16 protein-coding genes and 1 pseudogene are annotated in these 21,572 nt (G+C 71.1%); 14 read left to right on the forward strand and 3 right to left on the reverse strand.

Annotated elements, in window-relative coordinates:
* Positions 1 to 42: 42 nt before the first annotated feature.
* Both AADR41_RS33550 and AADR41_RS33555 read right to left on the reverse strand, forming a co-directional pair.
* Positions 43 to 1,428, reverse strand: coding sequence for a polysialyltransferase family glycosyltransferase (locus AADR41_RS33550; protein ID WP_342285546.1), 1,386 nt, complete (start codon positions 1,426 to 1,428; stop codon positions 43 to 45).
* The gene (locus tag AADR41_RS33555; protein WP_342285548.1) at positions 1,425 to 2,414 is read right to left on the reverse strand and encodes a glycosyltransferase family 2 protein; all 990 of its coding nucleotides are present in this window, start codon (positions 2,412 to 2,414) and stop codon (positions 1,425 to 1,427) included. The genes AADR41_RS33550 and AADR41_RS33555 overlap by 4 nt, the downstream gene beginning before the upstream one ends.
* A gap of 209 nt (positions 2,415 to 2,623) precedes the next feature.
* On the opposite strand from AADR41_RS33555, the gene AADR41_RS33560 reads away from it, so the two are divergent.
* The 13 genes and pseudogenes from AADR41_RS33560 (at position 2,624) to AADR41_RS33620 (ending at position 17,542) form a co-directional block, all read left to right on the forward strand.
* On the forward strand, positions 2,624 to 3,973 hold the full coding sequence (locus tag AADR41_RS33560; RefSeq protein WP_342285549.1) for a DUF6716 putative glycosyltransferase: 1,350 nt from the start codon (positions 2,624 to 2,626) through the stop codon (positions 3,971 to 3,973).
* Between the two features lie 20 nt (positions 3,974 to 3,993).
* Positions 3,994 to 5,226, forward strand: a complete 1,233-nt coding sequence (locus AADR41_RS33565) for an acylneuraminate cytidylyltransferase (protein ID WP_342285550.1) — start codon at positions 3,994 to 3,996, stop codon at positions 5,224 to 5,226.
* A 52-nt stretch (positions 5,227 to 5,278) separates the two neighbouring features.
* Entirely contained in the window at positions 5,279 to 6,214 is a 936-nt protein-coding gene (locus AADR41_RS33570; protein ID WP_329589845.1) for an N-acetylneuraminate synthase family protein, read from the forward strand.
* 11 nt (positions 6,215 to 6,225) lie between these two features.
* Entirely contained in the window at positions 6,226 to 7,281 is a 1,056-nt protein-coding gene (locus tag AADR41_RS33575) for a hypothetical protein (RefSeq protein WP_342285551.1), read from the forward strand.
* A 105-nt stretch (positions 7,282 to 7,386) separates the two neighbouring features.
* The gene (locus tag AADR41_RS33580) at positions 7,387 to 7,998 is read left to right on the forward strand and encodes a hypothetical protein (protein ID WP_342285552.1); all 612 of its coding nucleotides are present in this window, start codon (positions 7,387 to 7,389) and stop codon (positions 7,996 to 7,998) included.
* 404 nt (positions 7,999 to 8,402) lie between these two features.
* Complete coding sequence (locus AADR41_RS33585) at positions 8,403 to 9,632, forward strand: amidohydrolase (protein WP_342285569.1); 1,230 nt, start codon at positions 8,403 to 8,405, stop codon at positions 9,630 to 9,632.
* Between the two features lie 138 nt (positions 9,633 to 9,770).
* Complete coding sequence (locus AADR41_RS33590; protein WP_342285554.1) at positions 9,771 to 10,811, forward strand: BMP family lipoprotein; 1,041 nt, start codon at positions 9,771 to 9,773, stop codon at positions 10,809 to 10,811.
* 248 nt (positions 10,812 to 11,059) lie between these two features.
* Positions 11,060 to 12,661: an ABC transporter ATP-binding protein gene (locus AADR41_RS33595; RefSeq protein ID WP_342285556.1), complete on the forward strand. Its 1,602-nt coding sequence runs from the start codon at positions 11,060 to 11,062 to the stop codon at positions 12,659 to 12,661.
* Complete coding sequence (locus AADR41_RS33600; protein WP_342285558.1) at positions 12,658 to 13,776, forward strand: ABC transporter permease; 1,119 nt, start codon at positions 12,658 to 12,660, stop codon at positions 13,774 to 13,776. The genes AADR41_RS33595 and AADR41_RS33600 overlap by 4 nt, the downstream gene beginning before the upstream one ends.
* On the forward strand, positions 13,773 to 15,062 hold the full coding sequence (locus AADR41_RS33605; protein WP_342285560.1) for an ABC transporter permease: 1,290 nt from the start codon (positions 13,773 to 13,775) through the stop codon (positions 15,060 to 15,062). The genes AADR41_RS33600 and AADR41_RS33605 overlap by 4 nt, the downstream gene beginning before the upstream one ends.
* A complete protein-coding gene (locus AADR41_RS33610; RefSeq protein WP_342285562.1) occupies positions 15,059 to 15,457 on the forward strand; it encodes a cytidine deaminase in 399 nt (132 codons plus the stop codon). The genes AADR41_RS33605 and AADR41_RS33610 overlap by 4 nt, the downstream gene beginning before the upstream one ends.
* A gap of 112 nt (positions 15,458 to 15,569) precedes the next feature.
* The gene (locus AADR41_RS33615; RefSeq protein ID WP_342285564.1) at positions 15,570 to 16,847 is read left to right on the forward strand and encodes a thymidine phosphorylase; all 1,278 of its coding nucleotides are present in this window, start codon (positions 15,570 to 15,572) and stop codon (positions 16,845 to 16,847) included.
* 98 nt (positions 16,848 to 16,945) lie between these two features.
* Positions 16,946 to 17,542 (forward strand): annotated as a pseudogene (locus AADR41_RS33620) (Uma2 family endonuclease).
* Between the two features lie 89 nt (positions 17,543 to 17,631).
* Here AADR41_RS33620 and AADR41_RS33625 read toward each other — a convergent pair.
* A complete protein-coding gene (locus AADR41_RS33625; RefSeq protein ID WP_446751152.1) occupies positions 17,632 to 20,964 on the reverse strand; it encodes a S8 family peptidase in 3,333 nt (1,110 codons plus the stop codon).
* Positions 20,965 to 21,205: 241 nt separating this feature from the next.
* Here AADR41_RS33625 and AADR41_RS33630 point away from each other — a divergent pair.
* Positions 21,206 to 21,572 (forward strand): STAS domain-containing protein (locus AADR41_RS33630; protein ID WP_342285566.1); only part of this gene is annotated, 367 nt, incomplete at its 3' end.

Below are 21,572 nucleotides of genomic sequence, written 5' to 3' on the forward strand. Positions count from 1 at the left end.
GCCCCACTGCGCCGCCCCACTGCGCCGCCCCGCTCCCGGCGCCTACTGCCGCACCACCCGGCGCCGCACCGAGCGCGCCACCCGTCGCACCACCGCGTTGCGCGGCAGGAACGCCAGCTGCGCCGGCACCGCGCCAGGCAGTGCCAGCGAGGTCAGCCGCTTCCGCTTGAAGTACCGCCAGGTCGTGGCGTCCAGATGGGCGGCCAGATACCGCTCGGCGGCCGGCCGCAGCCCCGGGTGGATCCTCGGCTGCATCGCGAAGCCGACCGCGGTGACCAGCCCGGTCAGATCCGCCGCGTCCACCGCTGCCGCGCCCTCCGCCGTTCCTGCCCGCTCGACGGCCGCCCGGTCCGTGACCTCCGGCAGCAGCGCGTCCACCAGCGTGACCGGGACGCGGTTGCTGTTCTCGTAGGGGGCGAGCCGGTCCAGCAGCATCCCGGTGCCGACCCGGGCCACCGGCAGCCCGTAGAACGCCGAGGCGGTGAACAGCGCCGTGGAGAAGCAGCCGACCACCAGGGCCGGCCGCATCCGCTGGTAGAGCACCTCGGCAAGGACCGGCGCCGTGAGCACCCCGTCGTCCAGCACCGTCAGTTCCGCGCCCAGCTTCGCGGCCTCCTCACCCATCGCCCTCGACCACTGCGCCGGGGCCGTGGGGTGCGGCTTGAAGACGAGACGGCTGTGGCCGAGCGCGACCGCGCCCCGCATCATCCGCAGATGCAGCTCCTCCTCCTCGGCCGCGCTGATCAGCCCGAGCGCCGAGAGGTACTGGCCCAGCAGCAGCGCGGGCGCCTCCACGGCCGGGATCCCGTCCTGCACCCCCGGCGCGTCCGCGAGCTCGGCGAGCACCTTGAGGAACACCTCGCCCGGCACGATCTGCGGCGCCACCCCGAACTCCGTGAGCAGCAGCGGCTTCAGCCCCGGCACCAGGTCGAGGTGGAGCAGCCGGCGCACCCGGGTGCCGACCAGCGGGTCGATCTTGTTGCGGGTGGGCCCGTAGCTCATCAGCCCGTCCGCGTACACGTCGACCGGGGCCCCGGTGAAGATCTGCGCGACGGCCAGCGCGGGATTGACCTGGATCGACTCGACCGCCAGCTCGATGTCGTCGTCGCCGAGCCCCCAGGCCAGCCGCAGGTGCCGCTCCCACAGCGGTACGTCGTCGGGGCGCGGCGCCCAGCCGCCCGGGTGGAACGGGGCGATCGTCGCGTTCCACGACACCACGTCGTCGAAACGGCCGCGCAGCGCGTCGAAACCGGGCATCGCGTCGAGGGCGGCCGTCGTCTCCGGCACGGCCGCGTTGTTCGAGACGAGCAGGATGCGGCGGTCGGCGTCCGCGAAGCAGCCCGCGTCGAGCGCGGCGGCCAGCGTGGCGGCGCCGTAGAGCGTGGAGGCGAAGAAGATCTGCGTGGTGCGGGACGGGGCGGTGCTCACGCTGCCGACACCTCCTTGGCGCCGACGGCGGCCGGGCGGCGGCGCAGCCGGCGCAGCAGGGTGGCGCGCTGCACGTCCATCGAGTCGAGGGCCTCGTCGAGCACCTGCTGCGGCATTCGTCTGAGTGCGGCGGCACTCATGGACTTCAGGGTGCGGGCCACGGCGGGTTCGAACCTTTCGATCGAGCTCATGTGGTGAGAAATGATCGCGCAATAGGTACGGACCGCTTTCGGCAGCAGAACCTGCGCATCACGATCTTCCGAGGTTTCCCGAACGACCTGGTCGAACGAGTGAATGAAATCGAGCTGACGTACGTCACCGATCTGCGTCAGCGAAGAAGCGACCCCGCGCCGGTAGAAAATTCCGAGAAGCCCCAGCACCGCGAAAGAATCGGCCTCGCGATGCAGCCGCCAGATCCACGGCCGGTCCTCCGCGGTGCGCAGACCGTCCGTGAAATGCAGCAGCCCGCGGTCCAGCAGCCGGCGGTGGTACAGCCCCGCCCAGGCGTACGGATAGTCCACCGAGGTGGACCGCTCGGCGGGCAGGATCGCGTCCCGCGGATCCATCACCTCGCCCCGTCTGCCGTGCGGGACGCGGTGCACGCCGCGGTTGCGGCCCTCGACCTGGACATGGTCGGTACGGACGAAGTCGCAGCCCAACGCCTCGGTGCGGGACAGGATTTCGGCGAAGTACCCGGGGGCGAGCCAGTCGTCGCCGTCCAGGAACGCGAGGTACTCGCCGCGCGCGGCGTCCAGGCCGGTGTTGCGGGCGGTGGCCAGTCCGCCGTTCTGCTCGTGTCTGCGTACGACCACCCCCTCAATCTCGTCCTCGGCGCGGCGCAGTATGTCCGCGGTCCCGTCGGTCGAACAGTCGTCGACGAGGATGAATTCGAAGTCCTCGCGAGCGTTGGCCCGCAGACTTCTCAAGGTGTCGGGGGCGTATGTCTGCACGTTGTAGAACGGCACGATGACCGAGAGCTTAACCACCCGTCTCACGCTAGGCGTGAGCCCGTCATTTGCCTTGGCGCCGGGAGGGACGGCGGGTGAACGGCGAATGTCGGAATGATGAACCGGGTCGAATACTGGGCGATTGCGTCCCCTTTGTGAAGGCGATTCGCCAAGCGTCGGCGGGCTGTTAACCAGCTGTTGCCGTCACGTTGGGCCGCGAATCGGAATGCCTTCCTAAGTTCTGGGACGTGCCCCCACGTACCGAAAAGACGACCACCCTCCGGGTAGCCGTACTCGCCGACTCCGACACCCGGTGGAAATGGGGCGCGCTCACCGCGCGCCGCCTCACCGCCGGCGCGTCCGGAACGTCGGCGCAGCACGTCGAGATCAGCGGACTGCTGCTGCGCGGCCGGGCCACCCCGACCCCGCGCCAGCTCGCCGAGGTCGGCGACGTCGGTATCGAGGCCGGCCGGGTCCGCGAGGTGACGGCCGTCGAGTTCCTGCACACCGTGCGGGACGAGGGGTACGACGTGGTCGTCCTCGCGCTCGTCGGCGGAGCCGTCCAGGCGATGCTGCACGGACTGGCCGCGCTGCGGCTGCCCGCCAGGCCCGTCGTCGTCACCGGCTATGTCGGCGTCGTCTACGAGAAGCTCGCCGACGGGCTGCTGCTGCGGCACGGCGCGGACATCGTCCTCGCCAACTCCCGCCACGACGCGGAGCGTTTCCGCGCGGTGTACGAGGGAGTGGGCGCCGACGCCTCGGCCGTCACCGAGGCCGCGCTGCCGTTCCTCGGCGGCGAGCCGCACCGCCCGCAGGAGGGCCGCGACACCGTCGTCTTCGCCGCCCAGCCCTCCGTACCGGCCTCCCGCGACGACCGCATGTACCTGCTGCGCAGGCTCGTCGAGCACGCCAGGCTGCACCCGGACCGCGAGGTGCTGCTGAAGCTGCGCTCCAAGCCCGGCGAGCACACCACCCACATCGAGGAACTCCCGTACCAGCGGCTCGCCGAGAAGCTGCCCGGTGGCCTTCCGCCCAACTTCCGCCTGGTGTACGGGCACATGGGCGAGGTCCTGGACCGCACCGACCTGCTGGTCACGGTCTCCTCGACCGCCGCCCTGGAGTCCCTGCACCGCCGCATCCCGACCGCGGTCCTCACCGACCTCGGCGTCCGCGAGGCGCTGGGCAACCACCACTTCATCGGCTCCGGCCTGCTCACCTCCTGGGACCACCTGGACGGCGGCTTCCGCCCGGAGCCCGGCCCCCAGTGGCTGGCCGGCCAGGGCGTCGCCGCCGACGGCACGTACGCCACCGCCTACGACCACGCCCGGGCCCGTGTCGACGCGCTGCTCGCCGCGGCCCGGCTGCCCGACCTCGCCCCGTACTACACACCCGCCACCGCCCCCGGCTACCTCCCCGGCATCCTCGCCCGCCACCACCTCGCCCCCGACGGCCACCCGCTGCCGGGCGCCGAGCGGCCCCGCGAGACCGGGGGAGTGCGCGGCGCGGTCCGTGAGGCGGTGCGGGAAGCGGCGCGCGGCGCGTACCGGCAGGGCGTCCAGCGGGTCGCCCCGGTGATCCGACGGATGGGCGAGCTGTGAACACCACTTCAGGAGCAGAGATGACCCCCACCCCCACCGTGCTCGCCGTGATCCCCGCCCGCGGCGGATCCAAGGGCGTCCCGGCCAAGAACCTCGCCCAGGTCGGCGGCGTACCGCTGATCGCCCGCGCCGTACGCGCCTGCCTGGCCTCCCGCGAGGTCACCGACGTCGTCGTGACGACCGACGACGCGGCGATCGCGGAGGCGGCCCGCGCCGCGGGCGACACCCTCGGCGCCGGCGAGCGGCTGCACATCGTCCAGCGCCCCGCGGCCATCGCCGGCGACAGGTCCAGCAGCGAGGACGCGGTGCTGCACGCCCTGGACGCCTACGAGGCCATGCGCGAGCGGACCGCCGACGTGGTGCTGCTGGTCCAGTGCACCAGCCCCTTCGTGCTCCGGGAGGACATCGACGGCGTCGCCGCCGCGGTCGCCCGGGACGGCGCCGACACGGCCGTCACGGTCGCCCCCTTCCACGGCTTCCTCTGGCGCGACGGCAGCGCCGTCGAGGAGGACAACTACGGCGTCAACCACGACAAGTCCGTACGGCAGATGCGCCAGGACCGCCCTGAGGACCTCCTCGAAACCGGCACCGCGTACGCCATGGACGTGGCGGGCTTCCGCACCCACCGCCACCGCTTCTTCGGCCACACCGCACTGGTGCGCACCGACGCCGCACGCGTCCTGGAGGTCGACGACCCGCACGACCTGGCCCGCGCCCGCGCCCTGGCACCGCTGCTCGACCCCTCGCCGCTGCCCACCCTCGACGACATCGACGCGGTCGTCCTCGACTTCGACGGCACACAGACCGACGACCGGGTCCTCATCGACGCCGACGGACGCGAGATCGTCGCCGTCCACCGCGGCGACGGACTCGGCATCGCCGCCCTGCGCAGGACCGGACTGCCGCTGCTGATCCTCTCCAGCGAGCAGAACCCGGTCGTCGCCGCCCGCGCCCACAAGCTCCGCATCCCGGTGCTGCACGGCATCGACCGCAAGGACCTGGCGCTCAAGCAGTGGTGCGACGAACAGTCCATCGCTCCCGAACGTGTCCTCTACGTCGGCAACGACGTCAACGACCTGCCGTGCTTCGCACTCGCCGGCTGGCCCGTCGCCGTCGCCAGTGCCCACGACTCGGTACGGGCGGCAGCACGCGCCGTCACGACCACCCCCGGCGGCTTCGGCGCCATCCGCGAGATCGCGGCCTGGCTGCTCGGCCCCACCCTCACGACTCCCACCGCCCAGTCCCCCGAGTAGTCCCCGGGCCCCCCAAGCCCACCAAGTCATCCGAGCTAAGGAAACACATCCCATGAACACCTCCCGTCTGCGCACCCTCGGCACCCGCACCGCCGGCCCCGGCAACCCCGTCTACGTCACCGGCGAGATCGGCATCAACCACAACGGCGACCTCGACAACGCCCTCGCCCTGATCGACGTGGCCGCCGAAGCCGGCTGCGACGCCGTCAAGTTCCAGAAGCGCACCCCGGAGATCTGCACCCCGCGCGACCAGTGGGACATCGAGCGCGACACCCCCTGGGGCCGGATGACCTACATCGACTACCGCCACCGCGTCGAGTTCGGCGAGGCCGAGTACCAGGCCATCTCCGAGCACTGCGCCAAGCGCGGCATCGACTGGTTCGCCTCCCCGTGGGACACCGAGGCCGTCGCCTTCCTGGAGAAGTTCGACGTCCCTGCCCACAAGGTCGCCTCGGCCTCCCTCACCGACGACGAGCTGCTGCGCGCGCTGCGCGCCACCGGCCGCACGGTCATCCTCTCCACCGGTATGTCGACCCCGCGCCAGATCCGCCACGCGGTCGAGGTCCTCGGCTCGGACAACATCCTGCTCTGCCACGCCACTTCGACCTACCCGGCCAAGGCCGAGGAGCTGAACCTGCGGGTCATCAACACCCTCCAGCAGGAGTACCCCAACGTCCCGATCGGCTACAGCGGCCACGAGACCGGCCTCCAGACCACGCTGGCCGCCGTCGCCCTCGGCGCCGCGTTCGTCGAGCGCCACATCACCCTGGACCGCGCCATGTGGGGCTCCGACCAGGCCGCCTCCGTCGAGCCGCAGGGCCTGACCCGCCTGGTCCGCGACATCCGCATCATCGAGGCCTCGCTCGGCGACGGCGTCAAGAAGGTGTACGAGTCCGAGCTCGGCCCGATGAAGAAGCTCCGCCGGGTCGCGGGCGTCGTCGCCGAGGGCACCGAGGCGGCTCCGGCCGCCGAGCCGGTCGCGGTCTGACGGGCCGACCGGTGAACCTCGCCTTCGTCGAGAGCCCGGTCCAGCTCCTGAACGTCCTGGAGTGGGCCTACGCAGAGGGAGGCGACGACCGGGTCCTCACGGACATCACGGTCGTCGTCCTCCCCCCGGTCGACCCGATGTCGCGCGGCCAGCTGCGCCGGATGGCGGAGCTGGCCCGCGACGAGGGCATCACCGTCCGCTGGCAGGAGGCGCGCGGCGGCGCGGGCGCGCCCCTGAAGAGCCTGCGCGACCTGTCCGGACTCGTCCGCCGGGCGCAGCACATCGTCATCGGCGACCCGTTCTCCCGGTACGTACAACTCCTGCTCACCATGGTCCGCGCCCGCCGCCTCACCGTGGTCGACGACGGCACGGCCACCATGGAGTTCGTCGCCCAACTCGCCCGCGGCGAACGCCTGGTGCGCTGGCACCGCAAGGGCAGCTCGGGCCCGCGCGAACTGGTCCTGGCCCCGGTCACGGCCCGCGCCCGCAGCCGCTTCACCCCGTCCGCCACCCGTACGGTCGAGGTCTTCACGGCCATGCCGGTCGAGGCTCCGACCGGCGTGGCAGTCACCCCCAACACCTTCGCCTGGACCCGCGCCCGCTTCGGCCCGCCGCTGCTCACCAAGGGCGCCGACCTGGTCGGCACGTCGCTGGTCGAGACGGGCGTGGTCGACCGGGACCAGTACCTGGAGGCCGTGGCGTCCCTCTCCCGCACCCACGGCGCGACCCGCTACTTCGCCCACCGCCGCGAGTCCACCGAGAAGCTCCACGCCCTGGAGGCCGCCACCGGCCTGGAGATCGTCCGCCCCGACCTCCCCCTGGAACTCATCGCCCGCCGCGGCCCCATCGGCCGCACGGTCCTCAGCTTCCCCTCCACGGTCGTCCACACCCTCCCCCTGGCCCTGGCCGGCACCGAGGTGAAGGTCGCGGTCTGCGACATCGCCCCGGAATGGCTCCGCGACACGGCCTCCCCGCGCGCCCACGGCTTCCTGAGCGGCGTCACGGAGACCGCCCGCGACGTCCAGCGCCTGGCGCCCTGGCGGGCGACCGCGGTGACGGAGGCGTAGGACGGAGTTCAGGGGCGACCCTGACATCCAAGTAGCCGGTCACCAGGGTTCGTTGGGGGTCTGCCCCGATGGTGGGCAGGGTGGCCGCGGCGCCAGTATCGGCGCATGACGACGACGCAGGTGCTGACGGTACGACTGAACGGGACGGCCGCGACGGCCCTCCTCGTGGGGCCCGCCCTGATGGCGGGGTACGGGGTGGTGCGGCTGGTCGGGCGGGGCGTGAGCGACTACGGGCCCGGGGTGTGGTGGTCGGTGGCGCATCTGCTGTTCCTGGCCGGGGTACTCGCCTTCGTGCCGGTGTTCCTGGGGCTGCGCGGGCTCGTCGGGGAGCGCGGCGGCGGCAGGGCGGCCGCCACGGTGGCCGCCTGGACCGGGCTGCTCGGCGCGGCGGCGGTGGTGGTGCAGGCGGTGATCGACCTGGCGGCCGGCTTCGCCGCGGCGGACAAACAGGCCATGAGCGAGATGTTCGACCGGGTGCAGGGCGTGCCCGGGGTGATGCCGCTGGTCTACACCGTGGTGCCGATGCTGTTCTGGCTCGGGCTGCTGGCCCTGGTCACCCTGCTCGCCTTCCTCCGCCGTGACGTGGTCCGCGCCTGGGCCCCGGTGCTGGTGCTGGCGGGCACGGCGGTGATGGCCGTGAGCCTGGACCTGCTGCCGGTCGGCGCCCTGTGCCTCGCGGCGGCCCTGCTGCCGGTGCGCCGGGGGCTGCCGGGCTGACGGAGCGCGAAGCCCCCCGCCGCGAACCGGTCGCGGAGGGGGCCCCGGTGTGCGGACGGCAGGAGTGGCGGATCGGGCTTCGCCCCAGGTGGGGCGCCCCCCCGTTCGGCCGGTCGTGAGGTGGGGCGGCAGTGGAGGGGCGGTTTTCCGCCGATCTTTCCGGTGGTGTTCCGGCCGGTGTGTCGTTCCGGGTGCCGCCCCGGGAGCCGTCCGGGCGCCGTCCCGCGCACCGGTCCCGTGTGCCGTCCGGACGTACGCCCCGAAACGGCGGCGGAGTTTACCCATCCCCCCGACGGACCACTCGCCGTCACACCATCTTTTGTTCGTCTATGTGGCTGAACTTTTCTTGTTTCATGGTCAGTTGAAGGGGGAAGGGCCTTACCCTTCTCCAGGTGAACCAGTTGATGTCCCGCGAGTCCGACGCCGAGCCGACGCCCCACGACGAACCGCTCCCCGGCACCCTGCCCGAGGCCCTGCGTGCCGAGCTGATCGCGTTCCGGCGCGACCTGCACATGCACCCCGAGCTGGGCAACCAGGAGTTCCGTACCACCGCGGCCATCAAGGCCCGGCTGGAGAAGGCCGGACTCGAACCCCGGGTGCTCGCCACCGGAACCGGGCTCATCTGCGACGTGGGTACGCGCGACGACTCCACCCGGCCCATGCTCGCCCTGCGCGCGGACATCGACGCACTGCCCATCCCGGACACCAAGACCGGCGTCCCGTACCGCTCCACCGTCCCCGACCGGGCGCACGCCTGCGGGCACGACATCCACACCACCTCGGTGCTCGGCGCCGGGCTGGTGCTCGCCGGGCTCGACCGGCAGGGGCTGCTCCCGAATCCCGTCCGGCTGATCTTCCAGCCGGCCGAGGAGGTGCTGCCCGGCGGGGCGCCCGACACGATCCTGTCCGGGGCGCTGGAGGGCGTCGGGCGGATCATCGGGGTGCACTGCGACCCGAAGGTGGACGTGGGACGGATCGGGCTGCGGGTCGGGGCGATCACCTCGGCCTGCGACCGGCTGGAGGTCTCGCTCGACGGGCCGGGCGGCCACACCGCCCGTCCGCACCTGACCACCGACCTGGTCACCGCCGCCGCCAAGGTCGCCACCGAGGTGCCCGCGCTGCTGGCCCGCCGGGTCGACGCCCGCTCCGGCCTCGCCGTCACCTGGGGGCGGCTGGAGTCCGGGCATGCCTGCAATGTGATCCCGCAGCACGCCGAACTGTCGGGCACCGTCCGCTGTCTGGATCTGGCCGCCTGGCGGGAGGCCCCCGACCTGGTGCACGCCGCGATCGACGAGGTGGCCGGGCTGTACGGGGCCAAGACGGTGATCGACTACGTACGGGGCGTCCCGCCGGTCGTCAACGACGCCGCGGCGATCGATCTGCTCGCCACGGCGATGACCACCCGCCGCGGTTCGTATGCGATCGAGGACACCGAGCAGAGCCTGGGCGGCGAGGACTTCTCCTGGTACCTGGAACACGTCCCCGGCGCCATGGCGCGGCTCGGGGTCCGTACGCCGGGCGACACTGCCCGGCTCGACCTGCATCGGGGTGATTTCGACGCCGACGAGGAGGCGATCACGGTCGCCGTGGAGCTGTTCACTGCCTCCGCGTTGCTCGACCGCAACCATCCGTGACCGGGCACGTCACCTCTGGTTCGCGACGATCCGATAACGGCTTCCGTACAGGGCTTTATCTGACATCTACGCGCGTTACGATCGCCGCGAAACCAGCGCCGGAAGAGGCGCTTCGGTCAGGTTTGAAGGAGCCTTCCCTTGCGCCGGGTATCCAAGATCACCGCTGCGTGTACCGTCACCGCGGCCCTCGCGTTCACCGCCACCGCGTGCGGCGAGTCGTCCACCGAGAGCTCCGGCTCCGACAAGGGCAAGATGAAGATCGGCATGGCCTACGACGTGGGCGGCCGTGGCGACAACTCGTTCAACGACTCCGCCGCGCGTGGTCTGGACAAGGCCAAGTCCGAGTTCGGTGCCGAGACCAAGGAGCTCACCGCCAAGACCGGTGAGACCCCCGCCGACCGCGAGCAGCGCCTGGAGTCGCTCGCCGAGGGCGGCTACAACCCGGTCGTCGCGGTCGGCTTCGCGTACAAGGACGCGGTCGACAAGGTCGCCGCCAAGTACCCGAAGGTGAACTTCGGTCTGGTCGACTCGGTCGCCTCCGCGAAGAACGTCGACAGCATCGTCTTCACCGAGGAGCAGGGCTCCTACCTCGCCGGTGTCGCCGCCGCGCTGAAGTCGAAGGACGGCCAGGTCGGCTTCATCGGCGGTGTGGACCTTCCGCTGATCAAGAAGTTCGCCGCGGGCTTCCAGCAGGGCGTCATGGAGACGAACCCGAAGGCCAAGGTGCAGATCCAGTACCTGTCCACCGGTTCGGACCTGTCCGGCTTCGGCAGCCCCGACAAGGGCATGGCCGCCGCCAAGGGCATGCTCGACAAGGGCGCCGACGTCATCTTCGCCGCCGCGGGCGGCTCGGGTGCCGGCTCGATCGAGGCCGTCGCGGGCAAGAAGGGCGCCTGGTCCATCGGCGTCGACTCCGACCAGGCCCTCGACCCGTCGCTGTCGAAGTACAAGGACACGATCATGACCTCGGTCGTGAAGAACGTCGACGGCGGTGTCTACGACCTGGTCAAGTCCGTCAAGGACGGCAAGCCGCTGGCCGGCACCCAGACGTACACCCTGGCCAAGGACGGCGTCAGCCTGACCACCACGGGTGACCACATCAAGGACATCCAGACCAAGCTCGACGAGGCGAAGAAGAAGATCGCCGACGGCGCCATCAAGGTCAAGACCACGACCTGATCCACCGTCGATCGGGGCCCGGGTGAGCCGCTTCGGCTTCACTCGGGCCCCGATTTCACGTACCGGCCCGGCCGACGTGCCGTAGCCGTACACACACGGTCCGCCACCTGTCATCGGGTGGCCAACGATTCGGTGGCGCTACGCGCGTAGCCCCCATCGGGCGCGATACCTTTCACGCTCCCACCGCCTCCGCCCTCCGCTCCTGCCAAGGAGAGTGCGCCATCAACGCGTCCAGCAGTCCCCATGCCGTGGAGCTCCGCGGCATCACCAAGCGGTTCCCCGGGGTCGTGGCCAACCACGACATCGACATCACCGTGCGCCGCGGCACCGTCCACGCCCTCGTCGGCGAGAACGGCGCCGGCAAGTCCACTCTGATGAAGATCCTTTACGGCATGCAGAAGCCGGACGAGGGCACCATCGCGGTGGACGGCGAGCAGGTCTCGTTCCACAACCCCGGTGACGCCATCGCGCGCGGTATCGGCATGGTGCACCAGCACTTCATGCTCGCCGACTACCTCACCGTCCTGGAGAACGTCGTCCTCGGCTCCGAGAAGCTGTACGGCATCGGCGACCGGGCCCGCGCGAAGATCAAGGAGATCTCCGACTCGTACGGTCTCGGGGTCCGCCCGGACGCCATGGTCGAGGACCTCGGCGTCGCCGACCGGCAGCGCGTGGAGATCCTCAAGGTCCTCTACCGCGGCGCCCGCACCCTGATCCTCGACGAGCCGACCGCCGTCCTGGTGCCGCAGGAGGTCGACGCGCTCTTCGACAACCTCCGCGAGCTCAAGGCCGAGGGCCTGACCGTCATCTTCATCTCGCACAAGCTGGGCGAGGTCCTGTCGGTCGCCGACGAGATCACCGTCATCCGGCGCGGTACGACGGTGGGCACCGCCGACCCGAAGCACACCACCACCAAGCAGCTCGCCGAGCTGATGGTCGGCAGCGAGCTCCCGTCGCCGGAGACCCGGGAGTCGACCGTCACCGACGTACCGATGCTGACCGTCGACGGGCTGCGGCTGAGCGCCACCGACCCGGACGGCGTGGTGCGTTCGGTCCTCGACGGCATCGGCTTCACCATCCACAAGGGCGAGGTCCTCGGTATCGCGGGCGTCGAGGGCAACGGCCAGTCCGAACTGGTCGACGCGATCATGGGCATGCGCCAGCTCGACGCCGGGGTGCTCACCCTGGACGGCGCCGACATCTCCCGCACGCCGACCCGCAAGCGCCGCGAGGACGGCATGGGGGTCATCCCCGAGGACCGCCACCGGCACGGGCTGCTGCTGGAGGCCCCGCTCTGGGAGAACCGCATCCTCGGCCACGTCACCGAACGCCCCAACAGCAAGGGCGCGTTCCTCGACCTCAAGGGCGCGCGCACCGACACCGAGCGGATCGTGCGCGAGTACGACGTGCGCACCCCCGGCATCGACGTCACCGCCGCCTCGCTCTCCGGCGGCAACCAGCAGAAGCTGATCGTCGGCCGCGAGATGAGCCACGACCCGAAGCTGCTGATCGCCGCGCACCCGACCCGGGGCGTGGACGTCGGCGCGCAGGCGCAGATCTGGGACCAGATCCGCGAGGCGCGCCGCGAGGGTCTCGCGGTGCTGCTGATCTCCGCCGACCTGGACGAGCTGATCGGGCTCTCCGACACCCTGCGCGTCATGTACCGCGGCCGGCTGGTCGCGGACGCCGACCCGGCGACCATCACCCCGGAGGAGCTCGGCTCGGCGATGACGGGCGCGGCCTCCGGACACCTGGAAGCCCCGGACGAGACACCGGCACCGGGAGAGACCGCCGCCGACGGCGCCGACAGCACCGACACCGACCCCCGGAACGGGGGAGAGGACCGATGAAGAAGATCGACAAGGAGCGGCTGCTCCTGGGGATCGCGGCCCCCGTACTCGCGATCGTGGTCGCCTTCCTGGTGACCGCACTCGTGCTGGCCGCCACCGGCAAGGAGCCGTTCAGCGCCTTCGGCATCATGTTCGACTACGGGATGAAGTCGGACAGCCAGGTCTACATCCTCAACAAGGCGACGACGTACTACCTCGCGGGTCTCGCGGTGGCCGTCGGCTTCCGGATGAACCTCTTCAACATCGGCGTCGACGGCCAGTACCGCCTCGCCGCCTTCTTCGCCGCCGCCGTCGGCGGCGCGCTGACGCTGCCCGGCGCCCTGCAGATCCCGCTGATCATCCTCACCGCGATGATCGTCGGCGCGATGTGGGCCGGCATCGCCGGTGTCCTCAAGGTCACCCGCGGCGTCAGCGAGGTCGTCTCGACGATCATGCTGAACGCCATCGCGACCGCGATCATCGGCTATCTGCTCCAGCAGGGACGGCTCGGCCACCTCGACGAGGCCGGCACGAAGATCTCCACCAAGCCGATCCCGGAGTCCTCGCACTTCTTCGAGTTCCCGACCACCCCGTCGCCCGTCTGGGGCTTCATCGTGGTCGCGATCGTCGCGGGCGTCGCCTACTGGTTCACGCTCTCGCGCACCCGCTTCGGCTTCGACCTGCGCACCGTCGGTCAGTCCGGCTCCGCGGCCGAGGCCAGCGGCGTCGACGTCAAGAAGATGGTCGTCACCTCGATGCTCATCTCCGGCGCCGTGGCCGGCCTGATCGGCATGCCGACCCTCCTCAACGACAGCTACGAGTACAGCGGCGACTTCCCGGTCGGCATCGGTTTCACCGGCATCGCCATCGCCCTCCTCGGCCGCAACCACCCCGTCGGCATCGCGCTCGGCGCCCTGCTCTGGGGCTTCCTGGAGCGCGGCACCGGCAAGCTCGAATTCGAGGGCTACGACAAGGAGATCGTCGGCGTGATCCAGGGCGTCATCGTCCTGTGCGTCGTCATCGCCTACGAAGTCGTCCGCCGCTACGGACTCAAGCGCCAGCAGAGCAAGGTCGGCGCGGAACTCGCCGCACAGGCCGCCGCCCGTAACAACGACCAGCAGGAGGTGTCGGCGTGAGCGCCACGGCGACTTCCACCCCGCCCCCCGCGGCCCCCGAGGTCGCCGGCGGCAAGGGCGGCCGCACCCGCCTCTCCTTCCCCGTCGTCCTGCTGATCATCGCGGGCGTGCTGCTCGCGCTGTCCGCCGTGCGCGCCATCACCGGCGCCCAGGACGTCACCTCCGCCGGCCAGATCAGCGCGGCCCTCGCGATGGCCGTGCCGATCGGCCTCGCCGGTCTCGGCGGCCTGTGGGCCGAGCGGGCCGGTGTGGTCAACATCGGCCTCGAAGGCATGATGATCCTGGGCACCTTCTTCGGCGCCTGGGCCGGCTGGCAGACCAACCCGTGGCTCGGCGTACTGGCCGGAGTCGTCGGCGGCATGCTCGGCGGGCTGCTGCACGCGGTCGCGACCGTCACCTTCGGCGTCGACCACATCATCTCCGGCATCGCCATCAACATCCTGGCGCTCGGCTTCACCACCTACTTCGCCAAGCTCTGGTTCAACTCGGGCGAGGCGGCGGCCAAGGGCGGCAGCCCGAAGCAGTCCCCGCCGGCCGACGACATCACCTCGGTGACGATCCCGGGCCTCTCCGACTGGCTGCACTCCATCGAGAAGCACCACTGGTTCTTCGTCTCCGACCTGGCCGGCGTCCTCGGCGGCCTGGTCACCAACGTGTCGCTGCTGACGATCCTGGCCATCGTCCTGTTCGTCCTCACGTTCTTCGTGCTCTGGAAGACCTCGTTCGGGCTGCGGCTGCGCTCCTGCGGCGAGAACCCGGTCGCCGCCGAGTCGCTCGGCGTGAACGTCTACACGTACAAGTACATCGCGGTGATCGTCTCCGGCGGCATGGCCGGCCTCGGCGGCGCCTTCCTCTCGCTGGTCACCTCGCACATCTACAACGAGGGCCAGACCGGCGGCCGCGGTTACATCGGTCTCGCCGCGATGATCTTCGGCAACTGGCGGCCCGGCGGGCTCGCCATGGGCGCCGGACTGTTCGGCTTCGCCGACGCGCTCCAGCTGCGCAACGGCGGCGAGTCCGTCCACGCGCTGCTCCTGCTGCTCGTGGTCGTGCTGGCCGTGCTCGCGGCCTGGAAGCTCTACCGCAAGAGCTTCGTCCAGGGCGGGATCAGTGCGGTCATCGCCGCCGCGGTGCTGGTCTGGTACCTCGGTACGGACACCGTGCCCACCGAGTTCGTGAGCGCCACCCCGTACATCGTCACGCTGCTCGTCCTCTCGCTCTCCGCCCAGCGGCTGCGGATGCCCAAGGCGGACGGCATGCGCTACCGGAAGGGCCAGGGCAAGTGACGGCCGCCGCGGAGGTCGACTGGGCGGCGCTGCGGAGCGCCGCACGGTCCATGATGACCCGCGCCTACGTCCCGTACTCGCACTACCCGGTCGGCGCCGCGGCGCTCGTGGACGACGGCCGTACGGTCTCCGGCTGCAACGTCGAGAACGCCTCGTACGGCATCGGCCTGTGCGCCGAGTGCGGCCTGGTCTCCCAGCTCCACGCCACCGGCGGCGGCCGGCTGACCCACTTCGTCTGTGTGGACGGGGCGGGCGAGATCCTGGTGCCGTGCGGCAGGTGCCGGCAGCTGCTGTACGAGTTCGGCGGCCCCGAGCTGGTCCTCCAGACGCCGGACGGGCTGCGCACGCTCGACGAGATGCTGCCGCAGGCGTTCGGCCCCGACCATCTGAAGTAGAACTCCGGTGGCCCTCCCGCACGTCGGGAGGGCCACCTCCGTTTCCACCCTCTATGCGCGTAGAGTCATTCGGGACTCCTGCGTACGCACCGGCCGGAAGGAATTCCAGGACATGGACGCCATCTCCGTCATCCGCACCAAGCGGGACCGAGGCGAGCTGACCCCCGAGCAGATCGACTGGGTCATCGACGCGTACACCCGCGGCGAGGTCGCCGACGAGCAGATGTCCGCGCTGGCCATGGCGATCCTGCTGAACGGCATGAACCGCACGGAGATCGCCCGCTGGACCGCCGCGATGATCGCCTCCGGCGAGCGGATGGACTTCGCGTCGCTCTCCCGCCCCACCACCGACAAGCACTCCACCGGCGGCGTCGGGGACAAGATCACCCTGCCGCTCGCCCCGCTGGTCGCCGCCTGCGGCGCCGCCGTGCCGCAGCTCAGCGGCCGGGGCCTCGGCCACACCGGCGGCACCCTCGACAAGCTGGAGTCCATCCCCGGCTGGCGGGCACACATCTCCAACGAGGAGATGCTGAACGTCCTCGACACCACCGGCGCCGTGATCTGCGCCGCCGGCGACGGGCTCGCCCCCGCCGACAAGAAGCTGTACGCGCTGCGCGACGTCACCGGCACCGTCGAGGCCATCCCGCTGATCGCCAGCTCCATCATGTCCAAGAAGATCGCCGAGGGCACCGGCGCGCTCGTCCTGGACGTCAAGGTCGGCTCCGGCGCCTTCATGAAGACCATCGAGGACGCCCGCGAGCTGGCCTCCACCATGGTCGCGCTGGGCACCGACAGCGGAGTGCGCACGGTCGCCCTGCTCACCGACATGGCCACCCCGCTCGGCCTCACCGCGGGCAACGCCCTGGAGGTCCGCGAATCGGTCGAGGTGCTGGCCGGCGGCGGCCCCAGGGACGTCGTCGACCTCACCCTCGCCCTGGCCCGCGAAATGCTGGACGCGGCCGGTCTCAGGGACGCCGACCCGGAGAAGGCCCTCGCCGACGGCTCCGCGATGGACGTCTGGCGCCGGATGATCTCCGCCCAGGGCGGCGACCCGGACGCCACGCTCCCGGTCGCCCGCGAACAGCACGTGGTCACGGCCCCGTCCACCGGCGTACTGACCCGCCTGGACGCCTACGACATCGGTGTCGCCGCCTGGCGCCTCGGCGCGGGCCGGGCCCGCAAGGAGGACCCGGTCCAGGCCGGCGCGGGCGTCGAACTGCACGCCAAGCCGGGCGACACGGTCACGGCCGGCCAGCCCCTGCTGACGCTGCACACCGACACCCCCGAGAAGTTCGACTACGCCCTGAAGGCCCTGCCCGGCGCCTACGACATCGCCCCGGCGGGCACGCCGTTCACCGCCACGCCCGTGGTGCGGGAACGTATCGCCTGACCTGCGGTTTTCTCGTACGGGTGAACGGGACCGGTGGACTGCCACCGGTCCCGTTCGGCATGCTGGACTCGGTGACGCACCGATAAGAGGAGACCGCCATGAGCGCACCCGGCGTCGACCCCGCGCCCATCTCCGGCCACGGCCAGGACTGGGACGGCCTCGTCCGGATCTGGGAGGAGACGGACGCGCCCGAGGGCTGCAAGGTGGAGATCATCGAGGGGATCGTCACCGTGTCTCCACCGCCGTCCAAGGACCACAATCTCACTGCCGCGCGGCTGCAGCGCAGGCTTTACTCCGTGCTTCCGGAAGACTAGGAGATCTTCCAGACTCTCGGCGTCTCGGTGCCGGGGCGGTCCGGGCTCTACATCCCCGATCTGGTCGTCGTGCCGGACTCCGTGGTGATCGGGCCGGGCAACCGCATCCCGGCCGAAGAGGCCCGGCTCGTCGTCGAGATCACCTCGCAGGCCAACGCCAACCACGACCGCATCGGCAAGGTGCACGGCTACGCGAAGGCCGGAGTCGAGCTGTTCCTGCTGCTCGACCCGTGGCACTCGGGCCGCCCCACCGCCACGCTCTACGGGGAGCCCGACGGCGGCACCTACCGGGTGCTGGACACGGTCGAGTACGGGGAGAAGCTGACGCTGCCCGAGCCGTTCGGGCTGGTCCTGGACACCGGGGTCTTTCCGGTGAGTTGAGACGGGAGCGGCCCGCCGGGACGGAGGGATCCTCCCCGGCGGGCCGCTGTCACGCGGTCGGTGCGCCTACCGGCTCACCGACGTGCCGTTCACTTGCCGAAGTACGCGTTGTAGATCGACACCGACGACTTGTTGCCCTGCTTGTCCGTGACGTTCGCCCGGTAGGAGATGGACTTCCCCTTGGCCGGGTTCTTCACGGAGAGCTTGCCCGCCTTGACCGTGGACTTCTTCCAGGTCTTGCCGGCGTCGTAACTGACGTACACCGTCAGCGACTTGAGGTTCTTGCCGGCGGCGGCGCCCTGCACCGTCACGGGTACGGAGGCGGTCCGGCCGGCCGTCACCCTGCTGTCGAGGGTGACGTTGGGCGTGAAGCGCACCGTGGAGACCGGGAGCATGGCCGGGGCGGTGGTGCGCTTGGAACGGAAGGTCCAGCTCGCGTCGATCCGGGTGGAGACCGCGGAGAGCTTGGTGCTGCGCCGCACCGAGGTCGTCAGCCGGTAGTCGGCGGCGCCGGACGGCACGGCCATCGGGACCACGCCCGACAGCGGGTCCTCGTTCTGTACGAGCTTCTTGCCGTTGCGGTACAGGACGGTCTTGACCGAACTGTACGCAGAATCACCGAGGTTGCCGCGCCCGTCGGCCACCAGCGGCAGCTTGCCGACGATGTTGTCACCGTCGCGCAGGACACCGAGACCGGAGGTGACCGCGGGGCCGAACACCGCGGTGTTGACCTTCTTCGTGTAGGACTTTCCGGCCTTCAGGGACTGCGGGGCGGTGGAGTACTGCGCCTCTGTCGCCGGGTAGCCGTCCTCGTCGGCCGGGCCGTCCTGGTCGAAGCCGAAGCTCCACCGCACCTTGTCGGCGGTGGAGACATAGGCGGTGACAGTGCCGGGGATCCTGTGCAGGGACCAGGCCGCCCAGCCGCCGTCCACGCCGGGCAGCGTGCCCGACGGGGCGACCTCACCGGTCTTGCCCTTGGCGGGCGAGCCGAGGGAGAGGGTGACCTTGGCCAGTTGGCCGGTGGTGTACTTCCGCTCGTATCCGGTGGCCGCCCCGGTCACCGGACCGCCGGTCGCGATGTCGTACCGGGTCGAGGCGCCCTTGGTCCAGCTGCCGACCCAGTTCTGGGAGAGCGAGCCGTCGGTGACCTTCGGGCCGAAGTGCGCGGTGCGGAAGTTCTTGTACGAGTCGAGGAGCCAGCCGTACCCGTAGGGATTGTCCTCGGAGGCGTACTGGAGCTCGGTCGTGGCCAGCAGGGGCGTCGTTCCGGCGGCGGGCAGGGTGATCTTCACCGGCTTCGCCTTGCGCGCGTCCATCGTCAGGCTGAGGTTCCTGTCGATGTCCAGCTTCGGCCGGGACAGCCAGTCGGTGCCCTTGGCGTAGTCCTCGGGGTCGACGGTGACGCCCGTGTTGAGCGTGTAACCGCCGGCGGGGACGCGGACCTTCGCCGTGCCGTCGGTGCTCGTCGGCGAGAGCCACTGGCCGACCGCCGAGCCCGTGAGCCCGTAGAGGTTGGAATCGACGAACTCGGCCGGCTTGCCGTCCCGCCCGATGGTCTTCACGGTGAGGTCGTACGACTCGATCTCGCGCTCGACCGCGGCCGCCGTGCGGACGCTCTGGCCGCCGCCGGTCCCGACGACGTACGCGGAGTAGATGCCGTCGGCCGTGCCACCGAGCCTGGTGTTCACGGTCAGCGGCACTTGCGCGGTGCCGCCCGCCGGGACGGTCACCTTGTCGGCCCCGAGGGTGAAGAAGCCGGCCGGGGCGGGCTTGCCCTTCGGGCCGGTCGCGGTGACCGCGAGGTCGAGGGTGACATCGCTGCTGCCGAGGTTGCGGTACGTCACCTTCTTGGTGACCGGGGTGTCGTCGGTGTGCGGCCACTGCTGCAGCCCGAAGCCCACCGAGACCGGCTCGGCGACGACGGTCTGCGCGATCGCCCGGTCCACCGCGATCCGTCCCGTGCCCTGCTCGAACGGGTCGTACGCGCCCGGCTTGGTCGAGGCCGCCAGCGCGCCCTTGAGCTCGGCGTACTTCCACTCGGGGTGCTGCTGCTTGAGGAGCGCCGCGGCGCCCGCGACGTGCGGGGTCGCCATCGACGTACCGGAGATCGTCAGGTAGCCCGGCGGGTTCTGGCCGACCTCCTGGTCGATGTCGGAGCCGGGGGCGGCCGCCGCCGTGATGTCCACGCCGGGGGCGGTGACATCGGGCTTGATCGCGCTGTCGCCGATGCGCGGGCCACGGCTGGAGAATTCGGCCAGCTCGTCCTTGTCGTCGACGGCGCCGACGGTCAGCGCGGCGTCCGCGCTGCCGGGGGAGCCGACGGTGCCCGAGCCGGGGCCCTCGTTGCCCGCCGCGATGGCGAACAGGACGCCCTTGTCGGCCGACAGCTTGTTGACCGCCGCTTCGAGCGGGTCCACCTCGGGAGTGTCGCTGCCGCCGAGGCTCAGGTTGACGATGTCGGCACCCTGCGCGACCGCCCACTCCATGCCGGCCAGGATGCCGGAGTCGTCGCCGAAACCGTCGTCGTCGAGCACCTTGCCTTCCAGCAGCTTGGCGTCCGGGGCCACGCCCTTGAACTTGCCGCCCGACTTGGCTCCGGTGCCGGCCGCGATCGACGAGACATGGGTGCCGTGGCCGACCCGGTCCTTGACGTCGGGCGAGGCGGTGAAGTTCTTGCTGCCGAGGATCTGGCCCTTGAGGTCGGGGTGGGTGGCGTCCACACCGGTGTCCAGGACGGCGATCTTGACGCCCTTGCCGGTGTAGCCGGCCTTCCAGGCGGTCGGGGTGCCGATCTGCGGGACGCTCTTGTCGAGGCTCGCCCGGCGTACGCCGTCCAGCCAGACCCGGTCGATCCCGGCGGCGGTGGTGCGCTGGGCACCGTGCGCCGCCTTGCTGGTGAGCGCCTGCCAGATGTCCCGGGCGTCGCGCTGCGGGGTGATCACCGATTCGGCGTTCAGCGTCTTCAGGGTCCGGGCGACCCGGGTGGAACCGGCCTCGCGGACCTCGGCCTTCGCGGTGCCGGCCTGCGCGCCCCGGTAGGAGACGATCAGCTTCAGGCCCGACTTCTGGGCCCGGCGGTTCTCCGCGCGGTTCAGCTCGGTGACGTCGAACAGCCGGCGGTCCAGCTTCCCGGAGTTGATCAGCCGGCTCGCGTCGGCGGGGACGAGCAGGGTGTGACCGTTGTGTATCTGCCGCTGCACGGGTATGTGCTCGCGGCCCTCGGCGGCCCGGAAACCCGTCACCCGGCCCTTGGCGTCCACGGTGACCAGGTCACCGGTGATCAGCGTCAGCCGGTGCTGGGCCGGCGACCGGGTGCCGGTGGCCGGGGCGGCGTCGGGCTGTGCGACGGCCGGGGTGGTCATCCCGGCCGCGAGCGCCACGGCTGCTGCCGCGGCGACGGTCGAAACACACGCGTTTCTCACGTGTTTGCGCAACTCTCCCCCTGGAGAATCGGGCGGCCCCTCGAAGGGCCGCTGGTCAGTCGGTGCGGCGGGGACGCCGCACCGGCCGGTTCATGTACCTAGAGGGGGAATCGAATGACCGGGTTCACAGGAACCGCACAAATAACGGGAGTTGACGCAAGCTCATCGGTCCGGACCGTACAAAACCGCGCGGGGTGCCGGTGATCCGCGGCCTCCGGGGAAAGCGCGGAACCGGGCAGCGATGAGTTTCGGCCGCCGGACCGGTCTCCCTGATGTGGAAGCCATGACCCCGATCGTTCTCGTCGTCACCGGCCGCGTCACCAGGGACGTGGTGCCGGGACTCTGCGCCGAGCTGGAGGCGCTGCTGTACGGCCCCGACGGCGCCGCCCGTGACCCGGGCGCCGGGGTGGACTGCGACGTGGGCGGGGTCGTATGCGCGGATCTGGCCCTGGTCGAGGCGGTGGCGCGGCTGGGGCTCGTCGCACGCCGGGCGGGCGGCCGGAGACTGCGGCTGCGCAATGTCCCGCCCGAGCTGCGGAGCCTGCTGGATCTGGTGGGGCTGGCCGATGTGGTGGACCTGGGATACGGGACGGGGGAGGGCGCAGGGG

It is taken from the genome of Streptomyces sp. CLV115 (genome assembly GCF_038448545.1).
In the GTDB taxonomy this organism is placed as follows: Bacteria; Actinomycetota; Actinomycetes; order Streptomycetales; family Streptomycetaceae; genus Streptomyces; species Streptomyces sanglieri.

Coding starts and splice junctions, on each gene's coding strand:
- AADR41_RS33565 (WP_342285550.1), top strand. CDS start 3,994: ATGACCCCCACCCCCACCGTGCTCGCCGTGATCCCCGCCCGCGGCGGA.
- AADR41_RS33570 (WP_329589845.1), top strand. CDS start 5,279: ATGAACACCTCCCGTCTGCGCACCCTCGGCACCCGCACCGCCGGCCCC.
- AADR41_RS33580 (WP_342285552.1), top strand. CDS start 7,387: ATGACGACGACGCAGGTGCTGACGGTACGACTGAACGGGACGGCCGCG.
- AADR41_RS33585 (WP_342285569.1), top strand. CDS start 8,403: ATGTCCCGCGAGTCCGACGCCGAGCCGACGCCCCACGACGAACCGCTC.
- AADR41_RS33600 (WP_342285558.1), top strand. CDS start 12,658: ATGAAGAAGATCGACAAGGAGCGGCTGCTCCTGGGGATCGCGGCCCCC.
- AADR41_RS33615 (WP_342285564.1), top strand. CDS start 15,570: ATGGACGCCATCTCCGTCATCCGCACCAAGCGGGACCGAGGCGAGCTG.